This is a genomic window from Methylocaldum sp. GT1TLB (assembly GCF_051027445.1).
In the GTDB taxonomy this organism is placed as follows: Bacteria; Pseudomonadota; Gammaproteobacteria; order Methylococcales; family Methylococcaceae; genus Methylocaldum.
The window spans coordinates 4,448,610-4,468,569 of sequence record NZ_CP194898.1 but is presented as its reverse complement, the minus strand read 5'-3'; the positions used below and the strand labels follow the sequence as shown (position 1 = coordinate 4,468,569).

Here is a 19,960-nt window from a genome sequence, read left to right as displayed (position 1 = left end):
CAAACAGCCTGGTTTACTCCGCTCAAGCGGAGCTTTCCCTGAAACATTTTCGTAACAAGAAACGGTATGACCGAACAACTCGACGAAAACAAACTCATCGCTCAGAGGCGGGAAAAACTGACTGAATTGCGTCGGAGCGGCATTGCCTTCCCCAACGATTTCCGGCGCAACACACTGGTACAGGCACTTCATGACCAATACGGGGACGAGGATGGCGCCACCCTCGAAACGCGCAACATCCGGGTGAAAGCCGCCGGGCGACTCATGGGTAAGCGACTGATGGGCAAGGCGAGCTTTGCCCATATTCAGGACATGTCCGGCCGCATTCAGATTTTCCTGCAGAAGGATGCCCTGCCGGAAGGCGAATATGAAGCCTTCAAGCACTGGGACATCGGCGATATCATCGGCGTCGAGGGAACGGCGTTTCGAACCAAGACCGGCGAGCTGTCCATACGAGCCACGGGCATTCGCCTTCTTACCAAATCACTGCGCCCCTTGCCGGAGAAATTTCACGGCCTAACGGACGAAGAAACCCGCCACCGGCAGCGCTATGTCGACCTCGTCATGAATGAGGATTCGCGGCGAGTGTTCAAGATGCGCAGCACCATCGTTCAGTTTATTCGGCAGTTTCTGCTCGAGCGGGACTTCCTCGAAGTGGAAACCCCGATGATGCAAGTGATTCCGGGAGGAGCTCGGGCCAAGCCGTTCATCACCCATCACAACGCGCTCGATATGGATTTGTATCTTCGTATCGCGCCGGAGCTTTACCTGAAGCGCCTCGTCGTCGGCGGGTTCGAAAAGGTTTTCGAGATCAACCGCAGCTTCCGCAACGAAGGATTGTCCACCAAGCACAATCCGGAGTTCACGATGCTGGAGTTCTATCAGGCCTATGCAGACTACCGGGACTTGATGGACTTGTCCGAGGAAATGCTGCGCGGCCTAGCCGTTAAGCTCTTCGGAAGCGCCACCGTCGTACACGAGAGTCAAAGTTACGATTTGGCGCAGCCGTTCGAACGGCTGACCGTACTCGAATCGATTCTTCGCTACAATCCGGACCTGACGGCTGAGGATCTCGCCGATCGCGATCGGGCGGCCCAAGTTGCGGAGCGCCTGGGTTATCTCGTCACCCCGGGCGATGGTCTAGGCAAACTCCAGACCGAGATTTTCGAGAAAACCGTAGAGCATCGACTGATGGGTCCGGTATTCATCACGGAATATCCCACCGAAACATCGCCCCTGGCCCGCCGCAACGATCAGAATGCATTCGTGACCGATCGATTCGAGCTGTTCATCGGAGGACGGGAAATCGCCAATGGCTTCTCGGAGCTGAACGACCCGGAAGATCAAGCGGAGCGGTTCAAAAAACAGGTTGCAGACAAGGATGCCGGGGACGAAGAAGCGATGCACTACGATGCGGACTATATCCGCGCTTTGGAATACGGGCTGCCGCCGACCGCGGGCGAGGGCATCGGCATAGACCGGTTAGTAATGTTCTTCACCGATTCGCCCTCGATCCGCGACGTCATTCTCTTCCCGCACATGCGGCGAGAAAGCTGAAAAACCCCGGTTTACCGGAACCGTCATAACGAGGCAGGGGCAAGGCTTCACCGCCCTGCCCCTCCCGCCATATCTTATTTTTTTCTTTTATTTGCCGCTTCGATCAGGTTTCCATTCTGATCGACCAAGGGCACGCGATACTCGTGTAGTAACGCTTCGATCTTCTTCGCGTTTCGTTCGATCAAAGAGTTCAACTCCTCTTTCCGCTCCTTGTCGGGAAAGCGGACGGCCATCGAGATAGGGAAGTCGAATTTGACCGACTCTTCCGACTTCATGGGTATCATCCCGAAAGCCCCGGGTTTCCCTTGAGTGACGAGGTAACCGGCGATCGGCCCCCAAACGATGACCATATCGATTTTCCCTTCAGAGAAATCCTTCGCAAGAATCTGAGCGGTATTGACCGACGCATCTCCCGACATGCTTTGATAAGGTATCCCTTGATCGGCGAGTTGATGATTGAATAGCCAGGTTGTGCCTGGCGCTCCATCGAACATGGCGATGCGCAGCTTGCTCTTCCGTTCGTCCGGAAGACGTTCAAGATCTTCGGGCGATTTGATGTCGTCCCAGCCGCGATTTTTCCGGTAAACCAAGGCATACGTCGAACGGTAATAAGGCTTGGTGGTCGCGGCGAGCTCATATCCGGTAGGCACGCCCATCACCACGTCGCACTTGTATTCGTCGGAGTCCGGCAATTGCGCTTTTAAAGTATTCCGAATGAAGCCGATCCGCTGCGGGAACCAGGTGTATTCGACTTTTTTTCCCAACTCCTTAGCGAACAGCTCGGCAATTTTGTTCTCGAAACCATGACCGTTCTTATCTGAGAAAGGTGGATTGTTCGGGTCTGCGCAAACCTTGAAAGCATCTTTATCCGCTTGAGCCACGGAAAAAGGCATCAACAATGACGCCAAAAGCACCACTGCCCGACGGGTATCGCACCTAACGGTCATGAAGGACTCCTTTATAGCTTGAACAAACGTCTTTAAGACCAAGAGTAAACGTAAAAATTCGGCATTCAAAACCACTACAAAAAGAACGCCCCGGCTGACGAATCAGCCAGGGCGTACTATACAACTAACGCTTTAGATTTATTTGTTAGGCAGAGCGAATACGGTGAATACACCGCCCAGTTTGGTGTAGTTACTGAGGCTACGGTATGCGCCTACAGCACCCAACCCTTCGCTTTCGCCTTCGAGGCCAGCGGCCATACCGATACCGGCCCAGCCACCGAGACCCGACATAACGCCAACATACTGCTTGCCTTTGTAGCTCCAGGTGTTGACGTTGCCGATGATGCCCGACGGGGTCTTGAACTTGTAAAGTTCTTGGCCGGTCTTGGCGTCAACCGCTTTCAAGTAGCCTTCCAAGGTGCCGTAGAACACGACATCGCCAGCGGTTGCAACCGCGCCACTCCATACGGAGAACGGTTCGTCCTTAGCCCAAACGATCTTGCCGGTCGTCGGATCCCAGGCGGTGAATACGCCGAGGTTATGCGAACCGTTCTTCTCGCCGGTCTTGGCGTCAACACCGGCCGGGAACATGGTGAGAGTCGCGCCGACGTACGGCTGACCTGCCGTGTACTCGACTTCGAAAGGCTCGTAGTTCATGCACACGTGGTTGCCCGGAATATAGACCAAATTGGTCCGGGGCGAGAACGCGATCGGCTGCTGGTCCTTGCTACCCAGAGCGGCCGGGCAGATCCCTGTGGTGTTGTGGTCGGGACCGCCCTTGTGCGTGCTGTATTGGTCGACCACCTGCGGACGGCCGGTCTTCATGTCGACGTGGCTGGCCCAGTTGACGGCCTTGTCGAATTTCTCGGCAACCAGAAGCTCGCCGGTTTCACGGTCGAGCGTATAGCCGAAACCGTTACGATCGAAGTGGACGATCAACTTGTCGTGCTCCTTGCCGTTCTTGTCGGTCATTTTCAGATCGATCAAGGGCGTCTCATTGATGCCGTCATAGTCCCATTCGTCGTGCGGGGTCATCTGATAAACCCACTTGGCCACGCCGGTATCCGCATCGCGAGCCCAGAGGGTCATCGACCATTTGTTGTCGCCGGGACGCTGACTCGGATTCCAGGTACCGGGGTTGCCGGAGCCGTAGTAGACCAGATTGAGTTTCGGATCGTAGCTGTACCAGCCCCAGGTGGTGCCACCGCCGAGCTTCCACTGATCGCCTTCCCAGGTTTTCACGCTGGAGTCCTTGCCGACCGGCGCCATTTTGCCGTCGGTCCAGGTCATGGTCTTTTCCGGATCGACCTTGATGTCGGAATCCGGACCCATGCTGTAGGCTTTCCAAGCCAAGGTACCGTCTTTGATGTTGTAAGCCGCGAGGAAACCGCGCACACCAAACTCGCCGCCGGCGATACCGGTGATGACCTTATCCTTTACCACCAGCGGAGCGTTGGTGCTGGTCATGCCGAGCTTGGGTTCGCCGTTCTTGGTCTTCCACACCACTTTGCCGGTCTTGGCGTCCAAGGCAACCAGCGTAGCGTCACCCTGAGCCAGGAAGATCTTGCCGTCGCCGTACGCGAGACCACGGTTTACCACGTCGCAGCACATGACCGAGATAACCTGGTTGGGATCGACATCCTTATCGGGTGAGTAAGAGTACTCCCAGATTACGGACTGAGTGCCTTGATCCAGCGCATAAACCTTGTGCGGGTAAGGCGTCTGAATATAGATCACATCATTGATGACGAGAGGGCCACCTTCGTGACCACGCAGCATGCCGGTCGAGAAAGTCCAGACAGGCTGAAGATCCTTTACGTTCTTATTATTGATCTGGTCCAGCGCGCTGTAGCGCATGCCATAGTAATCCCCGCCCCAACTCGCGAAGTTCTTGGGGTCCTTCGTGAGGGCTTCGACTTCGGTATTGGCTTGGGAAATCCCCGGGGCTGCCAGCAACGATGCGACCGACGTTGCGACCAGCCAACTTTTCACGGGTTTTTTCATCTCTTTTCCTCCTCGTATTCTGTATACACAGAGTACGTTTTGTTAACGATAAGTTACCCTAAAAACAATAGGACGGATTTTATGTTGCGTAAGGAAACATTCCCTAAGGTACTCGTGGAAATTCCCCGACAAGCCCGTCTGCGTGCGTAAGTTGAAGTATTTCGGATTAAAAGTCAATAATGCAAGAACTGCTGCGAAGCCCGGCACAGCACGGTTAGACGGGTTTTTTGGGCAACACGCAAGAAAGCCCTGACGACAAATCCGCCGTCAGGGCTGCCCTAGATCAATCTATCGATTAACTGATCCGTTCGGACAACTTGCCGCCGGGTGTAACTTTGACGGCGCAGAACTTGAATTCAGGTATTTTACCGTAGGGATCCAACGCCTCGTTGGTGATCAGATTGGCCGAGGCTTCGTTGTAACAGAAGGCCATGAATAAGCTTCCCGGCTGCAACCCAGTATCGACCCTCGCATAGGCGGAGATCTTGCCGCGCCTCGATTCGATGGTAATCAATTCGCCTGGCTTGCCGCCCAAGGCTTCCAAGTCGAGCGGATGAATCGAGACAACCGGATCGGGCTCGATCGCATCCAGAACGCTCGCATGCCGGGTCATACTGCCGGTATGCCAGTGCTCGAGCTGCCGGCCGGTAATGAAGACAAACGGATAGTCATTGTCGGGAAGTTCGTTCGCGCGGCTGAATACCGCAGGAACGAACAATCCCTTGCCGCCCTTGCGCGGAAACTCATCCACAAAAATGACCGGTTCACCGGGATCACCCTCTTGCTCGCACGGGTAGATGACGGAGTCGTCCCGCTCCAGCCGGTCCCAGGTAATACCGGCGATGCTGCCCATCGCCTGGCGCATTTCGTTGAACACATCCTTAGGGCCGGAGTAATTCCAGTCCAACCCCATACGCCGCGCGATTTCCTGAATGATCCACCAGTCCTGTCGAGCGTCGCCCGGCGGGTCGATGGCTTGCCGTCCCAACTGAACACGGCGATCCGTATTGGTAAAGGTCCCGGTCTTTTCTGGGAAAGCCGAGGCCGGCAGAATCACGTCGGCGAAGCCGGCCGTTTCGGTCAGGAAGATGTCCTGCACCACGCAGTGCTCCAGCATCGCCAAGGCTTCGCGGGCGTGGTTCTGATTGGGATCGGACATGGCCGGGTTTTCACCCTCGATATAGAGACCGTTCAGCTTGCCATCATGGATGGCATGGATGATTTCGACCACGGTAAGGCCTGGCTTGGGGTCGAGTTGAGTACTCCACAGCTTTTCGAACTTTGCGCGGACTTCGGCATCGCCGACCGGCTGATAATCCGGATAGACCATGGGGATAAGCCCCACATCGGACGCACCCTGCACGTTGTTTTGTCCGCGCAGCGGATGCAAACCGGTGCCCGGACGGCCGATCTGGCCGGTCATCAGAGCGAGAGAGATCAAGCAACGGGCATTGTCGGTACCGTGGACGTGCTGGGACACCCCCATTCCCCAGAGGATCATCGCCGCCTTGGACTTGGCATAAAGACGAGCCACCTCCTTGATGGTTTCCGCTGGGATGCCGCACACGGGAGCCATCAGGTCAGGATTGTAGTCCTTCAGGTGCTCTCTCAGCTGTTCGAAGCCTTCGGTGTGCTTTCGGATGTATTCCTCGTTGTATAGGCCTTCCGCAACGATGGTATGCATGATCGCGTTGAGCAAGGCCACGTCGGTATCCGGACGGAACTGCAGCGAATAGGTCGCGAAGCGACAAATTTCCGTGCGGATCGGATCCATCACGATGAGCTTGGTGCCGTTCCGCACCGCATTCTTGAACCACGTGGCCGCAACCGGGTGATTGACCGTGGGATTGGACCCGATGAGGACGATGACCTCGGCCTTCGCGACATCTTCCACCGGATTCGATACCGCGCCGGAACCGATGCACTCCAGCAAAGCCGCAACCGACGAGGCATGACACAAGCGGGTGCAATGATCGACGTTATTGGTGCCGAAGCCGGTACGCACCAGTTTCTGGAACAAATAAGCCTCTTCGTTGCTGCCTTTGGCCGAGCCAAAGCCGGCCAAAGCTTGGGGGCCCTTCTCGTCACGAATCTTGCGGAGTCCGGAAGCGGCGAAATCCAGTGCTTCCTCCCAGGTCGCCTCACGGAAGACCTGCTCGATGTCCTTAGGATCGAGCAGTTCCGTGGTCTTCGCCACGCCTTCCTTGCGGATCAGAGGCTTGGTCAGGCGCAAGGGATTGTGGACGTAATCGAAACCGAACCGACCCTTGACGCAGAGACGGCTGTGATTGGTATCGCCGTCGCGTCCATCGACGTAAAGGATCTTGTTGTCCTTGACGTTGAAGGTCAGAAGACACCCGACGCCGCAGTAAGGGCAGGTGGAATCGATCTTCTTGTCGGGTTCGACCAGGCCGACATTCTTGGACGGCATCAAGGCACCGGTCGGGCACGCCTGCACGCATTCACCGCAGGCCACGCAGGTACTCTCGCCCATCGGGTCGTCCTGATCGAAAACGATCTTGGAGTGATGCCCGCGGAACGCGTAGCCGATCACGTCATTCATCTGCTCTTCGCGGCAGGCCCGCACGCAACGCGTGCACTGGATGCAGGCGTCCAGATTCACGGCGATGGCGGGGTGCGAAAAATCGGGAGCCGGCTGCCCTCGACCGGGGAATCGAGGGTTCCCGACCTCCAGCTTGTCTGCCCAGAAATCCAGCTCGGAATGAGGGTTATAAGGCGATTTGCCTTGCTCCGGCATATCGGAGAGCAGAAGCTCCAGCACCAGCTTTTGAGAAGTGCGAGCCCTCTCGCTCGTGCTCGATACATCCATCCCTTCCTGCGGATAACGGCAACAGGACGGCGCCAGGACACGTTCGCCCTTGATCTCCACCACGCAGGCGCGACAATTGCCGTCCGGCCGGTAGCCGTCTTTGTAACACAGATGCGGGATCTCCTTACCCTGCCGCTTGGCCGCCTGAAGGATAGTTTCGCCTTCGAAAGCCTGAATGTCTTCGCCGTCGAGCTTGAATCCGACGGTCTTCGCTGTCTTTAAATCTTTGGGATTGGCAACCATATCTCGTTCCTACGGATTTCAGCTCGCTTACTTTTCAAGCTCTTGGGGGAAATACTTGAACACGCACTGCAAGGGATTTGCCGCCGCCTGACCAAGGCCGCAGATGGATGCATCGGTCATCACCTTGGAGATGTCGTCCAGCAAGGGCTTGTCCCATTGGTCCTTTTGCATGAGCCTGACCGCCTTGCCGGTACCGACCCGGCAAGGCGTGCATTGACCGCACGATTCTTCCTCGAAAAACTTCATGGCGTTGATCGCCATCGCCTTGGCGCTGTCCTGGTTGGACAGGATGACGACGGCAGCGGAGCCGATAAAACAGCCGTACTGATTCAAGGTGTCGAAATCCAGCGGAATATCGCCCATGGATGCCGGCAGAATTCCGCCGGAAGCGCCGCCGGGGAAGTAGCCGTAGAACTCGTGTCCCGGCAGCATGCCGCCGCAGTATTCGTCGATCAGCTCGCGCACGGTGATACCGGCGGGGGCCAGATGAACCCCCGGTTTCTGCACGCGCCCGCTGACCGAGAACGAACGCAATCCTTTACGGCCGTGCCGCCCGAACGAAGAGAACCACTCGGGTCCCTTCTCCAGAATGTCGCGCACCCAGAACACCGTCTCCATGTTGTGCTCCAGCGTGGGACGGCCGAACAAACCGACTTCGGCAACGAAGGGAGGACGGAGCCGCGGCATGCCGCGCTTGCCCTCGATGGATTCGATCATTGCCGACTCCTCGCCACAGATGTAGGCGCCGGCCCCCCGCCGTAGATGAATCGGCGGAATCAGGTGTGTTGCGGAAGGCGGATTGCTCTGCAGCTTGGCCAGTTCTTCGGTAAGAATCTTGCGGCAGGCGGCATACTCGTCGCGAAGATAGATATAGATCTCGCTGATGTCGACCGCCCACGCGGCGATCAGCATACCTTCGAGAAAACGGTGAGGATCGCTTTCCAGGTAATGGCGATCCTTGAAAGTGCCCGGCTCGCCCTCGTCGATGTTCACTGCCATGAGCCTCGGCCCCGGATAGCTACTGACGATCCGCCACTTGCGTCCCGCCGGAAAACCGGCGCCGCCCAGACCGCGCAAACCGGAATGCTCCATGGCATTAATCGCCCACTCGCGGTTGCGCTTGCCTTCGATGCATGCCTTCAGGGTTTGGTATCCGCCCTGAGCGATATACTGGGAATAATCGATGTAAGCCGGGACCTCGGCTTCGACCGCCCTGCTGACAACCGCCTGCTGTACTGTTTCTTCGTTGGCATTATCGATCGGATTTTGCCCCACCACGGCAACCGGCGCATGCTGGCAACGTCCGACGCATGGTGCCGGAATCACGCGGACCCCTTCTCCCAGCCCTTTTTGAAGTGCTTCCAGCAACGGCTTGGCGCCGGCCATTTCACAGGAAACCGACTCGCAAACGCGCACCGTCAAGGGCGGCGGAGGCGTCTCGTTCTCTTTGACCACATCGAAATGATGGTAGAAGGTAGCGACCTCATACACCTCGGCTGGAGAAAGCTTCATCTCATGGGCCAAGGCAACGACATGTTTTGCGGAAATATACTTGTAGGCATCCTGAATCTTATGCAGATGCTCGATCAGCAAATCCCGGCGACGCGGCGCTTCGCCGAGCAAGGCACGAATCTCCTCCAAGGCCTTGAGGTCGATCGGGCGCCCCTTGGGCGCCATCCTCTTATTTTTCTTGACTTTCTTAAAAGCAACCGGAGCTGTGGTCATACGGTGCATACCTTTAATATAGTGCTTCGGAAACAGCCGTTCTCGGGCCCAGCGCCCTCAACATCGGCAGAAACAACGCGTTCTAGCGGGTAGTCGAATCGGTGTACGCGACTGTAGCGGATGGGTCCATCAAATTCAAATCGATATTCATGAATTTTCCATTACTTTTCATGATGTTACGCATATTTATGCAGAATCATGTATGAACTTGCAGTCTCTCCTGACCTTTGCGATCGTGGCAAAGCTGAAAAGCATCACTCGAGCCGCTGAACAGCTGAATCTAGGCCAACCGGCCGTCTCCGGGCAGCTGAAGTTACTTCAGGATGCCGTCGGAGAACCGCTGTACGAGCGAGTCGGCCATCAAATCGTTTTGACACCGGCAGGCCAAGGTCTACTCGAATACGCCGAACGCATGGAACGCGACTATCGCGAGGCGAAGGACTACATCCGCCGCTTACAGCAGGTCAACGTCGGAACCTTGCGCATCGGCTCGACGATGACCATCGCCAGCTATTACCTACCCGAATACGTCGTGAGACTCCAAACCGACTACCCCGGCGTGCATGTGTATATCAATACCGGCAATACCCAAGAAATCGTGCAAAATCTTCCGGAGTTGGATTTGGCTTTCATCGAAGGCCCGGTCGCGACCGAGCAGTTATCCGCGCCATTCCGCATGCTGCCGTGGAAAGAGGACGAAATCGTGCTGATCGTCCCCCAGAATCATGAAATCGCGGAAATTTATCCGGAGGCCGTTCCTCTCGATGTTTTTACCCGCTACCAAATCATCTGGCGCGAACCGGGATCGGGTGCGAGGCAAGTCGTCGAAACCGCGTTGGCCGAAGCGCATATTACGGCGCCGGTCAATATCGAGGTGATGGGCGTCGCGGGCGTGAAAGAGTCTGTCCGGGCCGGACTCGGTATCGGTTTTGCCTCCATTCAGGCCATGCGCCATGAAAATAACAGCTTGGTATCACGGCGGATCAACCCGCCCGATGGCCTCCGCTGGCAGTTGAACATCATCGCGCCCGAAGCGAAAATGCGGTCGCGGGCCAGCCGCGCTTTGCTCGATCTATTGATCGCCAACGAAAAAGACACAAGACCTTAATGAAAGTTCCAGTCATTGCGCTCATCCTGTCGCTCACCGCGCTAAACGCCCCCGCCCAGACCGACATCCCCAAACTCTCGCTTCAGCAGGTCGCGCCGGGCATTTACGTTCACCAGGGCGTCCACGAACTGCCGGATAGCCACAACCGCGGCGAGATCGCCAATATCGGCTTCATAGTCGGCCAGCGTTGCGTGGCGGTGATTGATACCGGGGGCAGCCCGGAGCAAGGCCATGCCTTGAGAAGCGCCATCGAATCCATCACCACGATTCCGATCTGCTACGTCATCAACACCCACGTCCATCCGGATCACATCTACGGCAATATCGCATTCAAACAGCCCGGCGTCAGTTTCATCGGCCATCACAAGCTTGCCGAAGCCATGGCCATGCGCGCGCCCTTTTATCAAGAAAAGGCCGAGCGCGATCTCGGCTTCAGTTTAAAGATCGAGAACTTCGTGCCGCCCGATCATTCGGTTCGGGACACGCTCGTGCTAGAGCTCGGCGCCAGAACGCTGCTTTTGAGGGCACACAAGACATCCCACACCGACAACGATCTCAGCATTTACGATGCTCAAACCAAGACCCTTTGGCTTGCCGATCTCCTGTTCATGGGGCATTTACCCGTGGTTGACGGAAGCCTCAATGGCTGGCTCGCGACGATCGAGCAACTCAAAACGATCGATGCCAAGCTGGCAATACCGGGACACGGCCCGGTTTCGGCCGATTGGCCTGGAGCATTGGAGCCCGAGGAGCGCTATCTCAAGACTTTGCAGTCCGAGATCAGAGCGTTCATCAAAGATGACAAAACCATGGAGGATGCCATGGAGAACGTCGGTTTATCGGCCCGCGATGACTGGCAACTGTTCGACGAGTTCCATAAGAGGAATATTTCCACTGCATTCGCCGAACTGGAGTGGGAAGACGACTAAATCCCCGAACACTTACCCGGAGAGTAACTCAATGAAACAATTGATAGCGTTAAACAAAGGTCTATGGTTGGCCTTGGCCTACTTACTAGCAGTAACCGGCTCCGCGTTCGCCGCCGGCGAGGAAGAAGCGGCCTGGAACGGCGGACTCAGACAAAAATTTTTCGGCGACCGCGCAATCGAAGAGGGCAACCAAATCATCGAATTGACCGCCCCTTATCGCGCAGAAGATCCGGCCTTGGTACCGATCCAGATCAACAGCAAGATTCCGCAGACCAAGGATCGATACATCAAGACCGTGACCTTGATCATCGACAACAACCCGGTTCCATTCTCCGCCAACTTCCACTTCACACCGGAAAGCGGAAAAGCCGACCTGGCCATGCGGGTACGCGTCAACGCCTACACCCATATTCGCGCCATCGCCGAGACCAATGACGGCAAGCTCCATATGAACAAAGTGTTCGTCAAAGCGAGCGGCGGCTGTTCGGCCCCCATAGGCACCGATCTTGAGGCAGCCATGGCACGCATGGGCAAGATGAAGTTCAAGCTGGACAATGAAAAAGCAGCCTTGCAACAGCCGAATTTGGCTCAACTGCTCATCAGTCATCCGAACATCACCGGCCTGCAGATGGATCAATTGACCCGGATGATCAAGCCGGCTCACTTCGTGGAAGAACTAAAAGTCAGCTTCAACGACAAACCGGTTCTCACGGCACAGACCGATATCGCCATCAGCGCCGACCCGAATTTCCGCTTCTATTTCGTGCCGGAAACGGCCGGAGAGTTGAAAGCCGAAATTCGAGACAATAAAGGAAATCAGTTTTCGGCCACTCAAACGGTAACGCCGTGAATGTTTCGTACATGCCTTAGAAACGTAAAACGGCCGGGACAACCGGCCGTTTTCATTTTCAGACTAGCGATTACGCTCCGCGAGCAACACGACCATACTGCGCTCCTCGATCGGAATGGATGAGTTTCCGCCGAACGGGATGCCGTCGCCCGGCCGGCAGATATCGAAAGGCGGCGCGGCACTGGTATCGATCACCCTAAGCCAAGCCGAATCGTGCGGCAGATCCGGCAGTACGAAGTTTGTCGCATAGGTCAGCGGATTGAAGAGCAGACAAAGGTCTTGCCCTCCTTCTTTTTCCGCATAAATCCGACATCCCACCGCGCTCTCCGAATGCCAGTCGGGAACCTGCCCGGACGGATTGAACCAGCTCACGTCTTCTGGCCTATAGAACCTTTCCGACGACAGAACCGGGTGGCGCGCGCGAAAGGCGATCATATTCCGCACGAATTCGAAGAATTCTTGATTCCGCGCCAGCAACCTCCAGTCGTACCAGGAAATCTCGTTGTCCTGGCAATAAGCGTTGTTGTTGCCTAGTTGAGTGCGACAGAACTCATCTCCGCCCAAAATCATCGGCACCCCGCGGGAAACGAAAAGCGTGGCGATGAAGTTCTTCATCTGCCTGAGCCGAATTCGATTGATGATCGGATCGTCGGTCGGACCTTCCACGCCGTAGTTGGCGCTGTGATTATCGTTCGAACCGTCCCGATTCTCTTCGCCATTGGCCAGATTGTGTTTGTACTCGTAGCTCACCAGATCGTTCAGCGTAAACCCGTCGTGACAGGTCACGAAGTTGATGCTGTTAACCGTCGCCTTCCCGCTATGCTCGTAAAGATCGGCGCTGCCGCATAATCGGCTGGCAAAAGCTCCGGCCGTGCCGAGATCGCCGCGCCAGTAGCGCCGCACGTCGTCACGATATTGGCCGTTCCACTCCGACCAGCGCTCTCCGGGAAAACGTCCGACCAAGTAGGCGCCGCCCGCATCCCAAGCCTCGGCGATCAGCTTTACGTCGCGCAGAATCGGGTCCTCGGCAATCTGCTCCAAGAGCGGCGCGTTGGCCACCAGATGGCCGTTGCGGTCTCGCCCCAAAATAGAGGCCAGATCGAAGCGGAAACCGTCCACGTGCATCTCCACGACCCAATACCGCAGACAGTCGAGAATGTAGTTGCGAACCACGGGATGGTTGCAGTTCATGGTATTGCCGCAACCGGAGAAATTCTTGTAGCGACTTTTATCGTCTTCCAGCAAGTAATAAATGCTGTTGTCCAGACCGCGGAAGTTGAGCGTCGGTCCGGTTTCATCGCCTTCCGCCGTGTGGTTGAACACAACATCGAGCAGCACCTCGATTCCGGCTTTGTGCAGGGCTTTGACCATCGTCTTGAATTCGTCGACCTGACAGCCGGGATACAGACGACTGCCATACCCCTCGAAAGGCGCGAAAAAAGCGATAGTGTTGTAGCCCCAGTAATTGCGGAGCCTCTCTCGGGTCAGAGGATTAACCGCGGTAACCTCATTAGGATTGAACTCCTGCAAAGGCATTAGCTCAACGGCCGTGATCCCGATCCGTTTGAAGTACGAAATTTTTTCGATAAGACCAAGATAACTGCCCGGCGACCTGACGCCGGACGATGGGTGCACCGTCAAACCGCGTACATGCGTTTCGTAAATCACCAGGCTAGACCATGGATGATAAAGTGGTCGATCGTCCTCCCAGTCAAAGCCGTTGCCGGTAACAAGATTTTTGGCGGCCACCGGGTTTTCTCGCTCGGAATCAGCGAGCGCAGTTGGTTTGGCATGAGGAGAAAAACCGGCAAAATTCCACTGTAGCGGCGTGGCAAGCGCCGTCGCGTATGGATCCAGCAGCATTTTCGTCGAATCGAAACGATGTCCTTGTTCAGGTGCAAAAGGCCCATCGACGCGAAAGGCGTAAACTAGATTCCTTCCTGCCCCCAGGACACAGATATGCCACATGTCGCCGGTCTTATGATGTTGCGAATCGAGCTCGATGACTTGAAACGGCTTGCTGGCATGCACATCTTCGAACAAAAGCAACCAAACGCGGGTCGCATGCCGACTAAACAGGGAGAAATTCACCCCGCCTTTGTGCAAATGAACTCCATGCGGAATAGGAGATCCCGCCGAATAGGAATAACGGGGCTTCATAGAGGGAATAACTGTGGTCGCATGATTGACGGATTTCATAAAACACGGATCGACGGTCTTGCGGTGGACTTGCATCAGTACCAATAGCTGCGCCGGTACTACCGCCTCGCCGATCAAGCGCCTCCCTTCTCATGGCTGGCTTATGAATGAGCCACAAACAATCCGCTTTACATTAGGCCGATCTTATCATCCTGATCACGGAACGAAAAACCCGCCCACTTCCGCATAATGGACAAACCGAATACGCAAAGTACACGAGTCGAGCCCGTCGCCACGCTGGCAGATCACCTCTTTTAGCTTGTTTTTCAAACGGTACTTGGATTTACGAACTTGCGGAAGATGGCGACGGCACCGTATTGACCATCACTGAACGAGAAAACATCCATAGCCCGCTGGCTCGATTCTTCGAACGCTTCGTGATCAGCTACTACGGTGTCATGGACGTCTATCTGATTGCCGCTGGTGATAAAGCTGGGCGACCCAGCCAGACCCCGCAACATCTCAGCGTAAAAATCGACGATCCGAGCCTGTCAGCCCGATCCGATCGGCACCAAATCCTGCCATCAACTTCGTCGAAAAATAATTGACACATCCTAGTTGACATCACTTATGAGCCGAGCATACAGTATTGACTCGATACCATTGGCTGCGGTTGGGCGTTCCGACAAACCTGCCGTACGCCGAAAAGTATCGGGATAGGCCCTGTATTTAGGGTTTCGAAGGGCTTCTCCGTATTTTCAACGCAGAAGCCGCACAGTTAAAAATTTCTTCCTACGGATCGGAATTTTTTTGTGCAGCTTTACTCTAAATCGGGGTCAGAGATGTCACGTACGTACTCTGGCATTCATTGGTAATTAACAACAAGCAATGGAGGTAAAACTATGGCTGCTACAACAGCAGGTGGCGTGGAAGCAAAAGAGCAACCCTTACTTAACGTAAAGTGGCTGACTTTTGCGTTCATGCTGTACACGGTCTTTTATTTTTGGGTTCGGTGGTATGAAGGGGTCTACGGCTGGTCTGCCGGTCTGGATTCGTTCGCACCGGAATTCGAGACGTACTGGATGAACTTCCTGTACACCGAAATCGTACTGGAAGTGGTCACCGCCTCGATTCTGTGGGGCTACCTGTGGAAGACCCGTGACCGCAACCTGGCGGCACTGGCGCCGCGGGAAGAACTGCGCCGGAACATGACGCACCTGATTTGGCTGTTTGCGTATGCATGGGCCATTTACTGGGGTGCGAGCTACTTCACCGAGCAGGACGGCACCTGGCACCAGACGATTGTTCGCGACACCGACTTCACGCCGTCGCACATCATCGAGTTCTACCTGAGCTATCCGATCTACATCATCACGGGTGGTGGCGCGTTCCTGTATGCGCATACCCGCCTGCCGTACTTCTCGACGTCGAAAGGCTTGTCGCTGGCGTACCTGATTCTGTGGACCGGTCCGTTCATGATTCTGCCGAACGTTGGCTTGAACGAATGGGGTCACACCTTCTGGTTTATGGAAGAGTTGTTCGTAGCGCCCTTGCACTACGGCTTCGTGATCTTCGGCTGGCTGGCATTGGCCATCATGGGCGTGTTGCTGCAGGTGTTTGCGAGCATCTCGAACCTGATCGGCAAAGACCTCTGCCCGGATATACCACCGGCACAACGCTAACGGCGTCTTAGCTTAGTTTTCTAAGCACTGTTTGCGTCTACAGCCACTGCCTGGAGCCACGCTCTCAGGCAGTGGCTTTTTAATGCGTGAAGGAAATAAGCATTGATTACGTATTCTTAACAATTTATTTGCTTATATTAAATTCGCTTGCTAGGATTTTCTTGAGCACGCATTCAGTAGGCGTTTTGCGGATCTCTACTTTACCGCCACTCTACCGATCGATGCCGCATGGTACACTGCCCCCGCTTGCTGGATGCCATCTATCTATGAGCAAATTGCAAAATACATCTAAGCGTCTTCTTCGAGTCGTCGTCGGTGGACGTTGGGGTGTGTTTGCTTGGAGCCTATCCGGAGCAAGCGCGCTAGCCGTTGTTCTTTGGGGGCTCAAAGCCGTCGCTATTCCTTTATTGATGCTTAAAACGGCATCATGGGGCATCTGGGGACTGGGCGTTATCCGCGAATCCAAGGCACGCGCGCCATTAAGACCTTAGCCTCTTCCTTAGAAACCATTCGATTTTCGTTACAGGCTTCGCCCATCTTTCGTTCTTGGATTTTTGTGAACGAAAAGCCGGCCGATCGGCTTTTTAGCGCCTAAGGCGGGATTTTCGCGTTAGAATCCCCAGTTAAATTCTCAGGTACTGTACGGGGAGTCGTGCTCTCGATTCTCTCCTGTTCGATTCCTTTCATTTGTCTTCTTCGCTAGTTCGCGATGAACATTACTCCCGATCTTTTTTCTTACCGAAAATACTGGGCCAAGCGCTTCGGAACAGCGCCGCAACTCCCCATGAGCCGCGGCGACATGGACGCCTTGGGCTGGGACTCGTGCGACATCATTATTGTAACGGGCGATGCTTACGTGGATCACCCAAGCTTCGGCATGGCGATCATCGGCCGGCTGCTGGAGGCTCAGGGCTTTCGAGTCGGCATTATCGCGCAGCCGGATTGGACATCCGCCGACGATTTTCGAGAACTCGGCAAGCCCAACCTGTTTTTCGGCGTCACCGGCGGCAACATGGATTCCATGGTCAATCGCTACACGTCGGACCGCCGCGTCCGTTCGAACGACGCTTACACGCCCGACGGAGCCCCCGACAGACGCCCGGACCGTTGTGTCACTGTCTATTCGCAGCGGTGCCGAGAAGCCTTCAAGGATGTGCCGATCGTTCTGGGCGGGATCGAGGCGAGCCTCCGCCGGATCGCCCATTACGATTATTGGTCTGATATCGTGCGCCGCTCGGTTTTGCTCGATGCCAAGGGGGACCTTCTCGTTTACGGCAATGGCGAACGCCAGGTGGTGGAGATCGCCCACAGGCTTGCAGCGGGAGAATCCATCGACCAATTGACCGATATTCGCGGAACCGTGTTCATCCGCAAACAGACACCCGCAGGATGGACCGAACTCGACTCCACATCCGTGGATGCGCCTGGAAATCAGGCTCCCAAACTGAATCCTTATCACGGGGAATCACCCGGATGTACGAAGGAAACTTCCGGCAGTAAGTCCGAAGCGCTGATCCGCCTGACCAAACGCCGAACTTCCGGCGATCGATTGGTCATCCGCCTGCCGGCATATGAAGCGGTCAAAGCCGATCCCGTCCTCTATGCTCACGCCTCGCGCGTTTTGCACCAGGAGACCAATCCCGGTAACGCTCGGGCGCTCGTGCAGCGACACGGGGACCGCGACGTCTGGATCAACCCGCCGCCCATTCCGCTCGGCACCAAGGAGATGGACGGCGTCTACGGCCTGCCCTATTCGCGCCTTCCCCACAAGTCTTACGGAACCGGCAAGATTCCCGCGTTCGAGATGATCCAGCATTCGGTGACCATCATGCGCGGCTGTTTCGGCGGCTGCACCTTCTGCTCGATCACGGAACACGAAGGGCGCATTATTCAAAGCCGTTCGGAAGACTCGATCATCCGGGAAATAGAGACCATTCGCGATACCTCGCCGGCCTTTACCGGAGTCATCTCCGATATTGGCGGACCGACCGCGAACATGTACCGGCTCGCCTGCAAGGACAAAGCGATCGAAGCTGCCTGCCGCCGGCCGTCCTGCGTATACCCCGGCATCTGTAAAAACCTGAATACCGACCACACGGCGCTAATCCGGCTTTACCGCCGCGCCCGCGCACTGCCGGGCATCAAGAAGATCTTGATTGCCTCGGGATTGCGATATGACCTCGCCGTGACTTCGCCTGAATATGTCAAAGAACTCGCAGCCCATCATGTCGGCGGTTATTTGAAGATCGCGCCGGAGCACACCGAACCGGGCCCCTTGTCCAAGATGCTGAAACCGGGCATCGGCACTTACGACCGGTTCAAGGCTTTGTTCGACAAATACTCGAAGGAGGCCGGAAAGGAGCAATACTTGATCCCCTACTTCATCGCCGCCCATCCGGGTACCACCGACGAAGACATGCTGAATCTCGCACTTTGGCTCAAGCGCAATGGATTTCGGGCCGATCAGGTTCAGGCCTTCCTCCCCTCCCCCATGGCCACCGCAACCGCCATGTATCATTCCGGAAAGAACCCGCTGCACCGCGTCACACGCACCAGCGAAACGGTGTTTGTTCCCAAGAATCTTAAGCAAAGGCGCCTGCACAAGGCTTTCCTCCGATACCACGACCCCAACAACTGGCCGATGCTCCGGGAAGCCCTGAAACGCATGGGACGCGCAGACCTGATCGGAAACGGCAAGCATCATCTGGTACCGACATGGCAGCCCGAAGGCATCGGAAATCAACATGAAGGCACTCGAATCGCCCGCAAGGCGCTGCCGTTCCGAACCCAGCACACCGGCCTGCCGACGACCAAGACAAAGACACCGCGCAAATCGAGACGGATGAGCAAATCTTAACGAATCACCGATACAACTGGATTTTTACTTTATGGAAAAACAACCCCGTTTTTCCTTAAGATTCGAACTACTTGACCTGCCCGAGAAAACTCAAAAATCAAAAACCACCTTGGAGGAAGAGATGCCGGACCTCAATTTGCTGGCCGCGACGCGGACCATTGAAAAATCAATGCCGTTCGTCCTTTATCGACTGCTGGCATGCTTAGCGATAGCGTTTGCCTATGTCTTTATGACGGCGGCCGGTGCCGGTACCGCTATCGGTCTGGGTTCCCTGAGCCAGAATCCAACCGCATTCGCTTCGGCCGGGGCCGTCGCCGGATTCATCGGATGTGCGTTTTTAATGTATAAGCTTCGCGCAACCTTTCTTTATCACATCAAGGCGGGAAATCTGGCTTTGTTGGCCGAGCAGTCCAAGGGACAATCCATTCCGGAAGGCAAAGCCCAGATCGATTATGCGAAACAGCTCGTAGCACGGCGCTTTCCCAGCGCTTCCGGATTGATGGAACTGGATCTCTCCGTTAAGGAAACCCTGCAAAAACTTCCGGAAACCTATTTAGGTCCCGCTCTAGACAAGATGAACAATCCGAGACTCTCCCAAGCGTTAACCTGGATCGCGGGTCGGATTTTTTCCGCCAACGATCTAGCGATTTTGGCTTGGCTTTTCTTCACGAATACGGCCGATCCTCGGCGCTCGGCTCGAAATGCGCTGGCGGCTCACATTCAGCACTTTTCGGCACTGTTCAAGAACCGTCTTTACTTGAGCCTTTTTGAGCTCTTGGGCTTTGCAGTCGCTTTTGCGGTACTTTTGATCCCGATCAAGAACATCGCCGGCGCGCTGCCCGTATCCATCGGCCTGTGGCAATACGTGTTTACCGCCGCGTTCGCCTGGACTCTGAAAGCCGCATTTTTTGAGCCCATAGCACAGGCTGCCATGGCACAGACCGTTTTCGCGTTGATTGGACAGGGAATCGATCCCGATTCGGAAATGGAGCTCAACCGAAGAGCCCCTGTGTTTTCGCAACACTCACATTAGAACCACGCCGCGAGGTATTCGAGCTCCATCTTCAAACCTAGACCTGATATTGCAAC

Annotated in this window: 13 protein-coding genes; 8 read left to right on the top strand and 5 right to left on the bottom strand. The window is 55.6% G+C overall.

Going from position 1 to position 19,960, the window contains the following annotated elements; genetic code table 11:
- The first annotated feature begins 66 nt into the window (after window positions 1-66).
- The gene (gene lysS / locus ACR2R1_RS19680) at window positions 67-1,557 is read left to right on the top strand and encodes a lysine--tRNA ligase (protein WP_077730329.1); all 1,491 of its coding nucleotides are present in this window, start codon (window positions 67-69) and stop codon (window positions 1,555-1,557) included.
- Window positions 1,558-1,631: 74 nt separating this feature from the next.
- Here the strand turns inward: lysS and ACR2R1_RS19675 are convergent, their stop codons facing one another.
- The 4 genes from ACR2R1_RS19675 to ACR2R1_RS19660 form a co-directional block, all read right to left on the bottom strand.
- Window positions 1,632-2,504, bottom strand: a complete 873-nt coding sequence (locus ACR2R1_RS19675) for a substrate-binding domain-containing protein (protein WP_077730328.1) — start codon at window positions 2,502-2,504, stop codon at window positions 1,632-1,634.
- Between the two features lie 138 nt (window positions 2,505-2,642).
- Entirely contained in the window at window positions 2,643-4,508 is a 1,866-nt protein-coding gene (locus ACR2R1_RS19670) for a methanol/ethanol family PQQ-dependent dehydrogenase (RefSeq protein WP_077730327.1), read from the bottom strand.
- Window positions 4,509-4,803: 295 nt separating this feature from the next.
- A complete protein-coding gene (fdhF, locus tag ACR2R1_RS19665; RefSeq protein ID WP_086134250.1) occupies window positions 4,804-7,581 on the bottom strand; it encodes a formate dehydrogenase subunit alpha in 2,778 nt (925 codons plus the stop codon).
- 27 nt (window positions 7,582-7,608) lie between these two features.
- Window positions 7,609-9,306 (bottom strand): NAD(P)H-dependent oxidoreductase subunit E, encoded by a 1,698-nt coding sequence (locus tag ACR2R1_RS19660; protein ID WP_077730409.1) that lies wholly within the window; start codon window positions 9,304-9,306, stop codon window positions 7,609-7,611.
- Between the two features lie 202 nt (window positions 9,307-9,508).
- Between ACR2R1_RS19660 and ACR2R1_RS19655 the strand changes: the two genes are divergently transcribed.
- Genes ACR2R1_RS19655 through ACR2R1_RS19645 form a run of 3 tightly spaced genes read left to right on the top strand, consistent with a single transcriptional unit; the run spans window position 9,509 to window position 12,193 of the window.
- Window positions 9,509-10,414: a LysR family transcriptional regulator gene (locus ACR2R1_RS19655; protein WP_077730325.1), complete on the top strand. Its 906-nt coding sequence runs from the start codon at window positions 9,509-9,511 to the stop codon at window positions 10,412-10,414.
- On the top strand, window positions 10,414-11,343 hold the full coding sequence (locus tag ACR2R1_RS19650; protein ID WP_434111590.1) for a quinoprotein relay system zinc metallohydrolase 2: 930 nt from the start codon (window positions 10,414-10,416) through the stop codon (window positions 11,341-11,343). Before ACR2R1_RS19655 ends, ACR2R1_RS19650 begins: the two co-directional genes overlap by 1 nt.
- Window positions 11,344-11,374: 31 nt before the next feature.
- A complete protein-coding gene (locus ACR2R1_RS19645) occupies window positions 11,375-12,193 on the top strand; it encodes a quinoprotein dehydrogenase-associated SoxYZ-like carrier (protein ID WP_077730323.1) in 819 nt (272 codons plus the stop codon).
- Window positions 12,194-12,256: 63 nt separating this feature from the next.
- On the opposite strand, the gene glgX is transcribed toward ACR2R1_RS19645, so the two are convergent.
- Window positions 12,257-14,392, bottom strand: a complete 2,136-nt coding sequence (gene glgX / locus ACR2R1_RS19640; RefSeq protein WP_077730408.1) for a glycogen debranching protein GlgX — start codon at window positions 14,390-14,392, stop codon at window positions 12,257-12,259.
- A gap of 317 nt (window positions 14,393-14,709) precedes the next feature.
- Here glgX and ACR2R1_RS19635 point away from each other — a divergent pair, with 317 nt between their 5' ends.
- The 4 genes from ACR2R1_RS19635 to ACR2R1_RS19620 all read left to right on the top strand — a co-directional run bounded on the left by ACR2R1_RS19635 (window position 14,710) and on the right by ACR2R1_RS19620 (window position 19,904).
- Window positions 14,710-14,940, top strand: coding sequence for a hypothetical protein (locus ACR2R1_RS19635; RefSeq protein ID WP_139841078.1), 231 nt, complete (start codon window positions 14,710-14,712; stop codon window positions 14,938-14,940).
- Between the two features lie 294 nt (window positions 14,941-15,234).
- Complete coding sequence (amoC, locus tag ACR2R1_RS19630; RefSeq protein WP_077730321.1) at window positions 15,235-16,014, top strand: bacterial ammonia monooxygenase, subunit AmoC; 780 nt, start codon at window positions 15,235-15,237, stop codon at window positions 16,012-16,014.
- 709 nt (window positions 16,015-16,723) lie between these two features.
- Entirely contained in the window at window positions 16,724-18,871 is a 2,148-nt protein-coding gene (locus ACR2R1_RS19625) for a YgiQ family radical SAM protein (RefSeq protein WP_434111588.1), read from the top strand.
- A gap of 31 nt (window positions 18,872-18,902) precedes the next feature.
- Window positions 18,903-19,904 carry a hypothetical protein gene (locus ACR2R1_RS19620; RefSeq protein WP_434111586.1) on the top strand — a complete coding sequence of 334 codons (1,002 nt, stop codon included), beginning with the start codon at window positions 18,903-18,905 and terminating at the stop codon, window positions 19,902-19,904.
- The last annotated feature ends 56 nt before the right edge of the window (window positions 19,905-19,960 follow it).